The sequence below is a fragment of the Escherichia sp. HH41S genome, assembly GCF_009820115.1.
In the GTDB taxonomy this organism is placed as follows: domain Bacteria; phylum Pseudomonadota; class Gammaproteobacteria; order Enterobacterales; family Enterobacteriaceae; genus Escherichia; species Escherichia coli_F.
Genome location: NZ_VNXE01000063.1, coordinates 1 through 527 on the forward strand (window position 1 = coordinate 1; position 527 = coordinate 527).

1 protein-coding gene is annotated in these 527 nt (G+C 58.3%); it reads right to left on the reverse strand.

What is annotated here, in order from left to right; genetic code table 11:
• A partial coding sequence (locus FQZ95_RS11995) for a pyridoxal-dependent decarboxylase (protein ID WP_237427986.1) occupies positions 1-527 on the reverse strand: 527 nt, incomplete at both ends.

The following is a 527-nucleotide window of genomic DNA, read 5'->3' on the forward strand; positions in this document are numbered from 1 at the left end:
TCACGCCAGATAACCCAGCCGCAGCCCAGCGGAGCCAGACCGAATTTGTGGCCTGAAGCACTGATCGATTTCACACGAGGCAGGCGGAAGTCCCAGACGATATCCGGGGCGACGAACGGTGCCAGGAAGCCACCGCTGGCGGCGTCGATGTGCATGTCGATGTCGATACCGGTGTCGGCCTGGAATTTATCCAGTGCATCGTGCAGCGGTTGCGGGAATTCATAGTTACCGGTGTAGGTCACGCCGAAAGTCGGCACCACGCCGATGGTGTTTTCGTCGCAGGCTTCAATCATGCGTTTCGGATCCATAAACAACTGACCGGGGCGCATAGGGATTTCACGCAGCTCCACATCCCAGTAACGGGCGAATTTATGCCAGCAGATTTGTACCGGGCCGCACACCAGATTAGGTTTATCCGTTGGCTTGCCTGCGGCTTCCATACGCTTGCGCCAACGCCATTTCATCGCCATCCCGCCGAGCATACAGGCCTCGGAAGAGCCAATGGTGTTGGTGCCAACGGCCTGACC